We start from the raw sequence: 255 nt of genomic DNA on the forward strand, positions 1-255 counted from the left end.
ACTTCACCCAGTGGGAAATTTCAGCCCTTTCTTCCCAACTGAAACCACGACTGACGAATGCTGGCAGGCCGTTCGCGACCTGTTGCGGCGCTTTGCTGCCTGTGACCGCACAGCGGGCAAACCACTCTCGGTCTTCGGTGTATTGCGCTTCGGTGGAGCGCTGCAGCGCTCGATCGGCGATACGAATCGAGCCTTTGCCGGGCAGGTTGGCTTCGCCGCCCACTCCCGCCAGATTGAAGGGCATTTCCCAACCCA

1 pseudogene is annotated in these 255 nt (G+C 60.4%); it reads right to left on the reverse strand.

Annotated features, from left to right (window positions below):
- Positions 1 to 255: pseudogene (locus KW839_RS28235) on the reverse strand (phospholipase); the annotation flags it as partial.

Source organism: Pseudomonas sp. PDM31, assembly GCF_019218965.1.
GTDB lineage: Bacteria > Pseudomonadota > Gammaproteobacteria > Pseudomonadales > Pseudomonadaceae > Aquipseudomonas.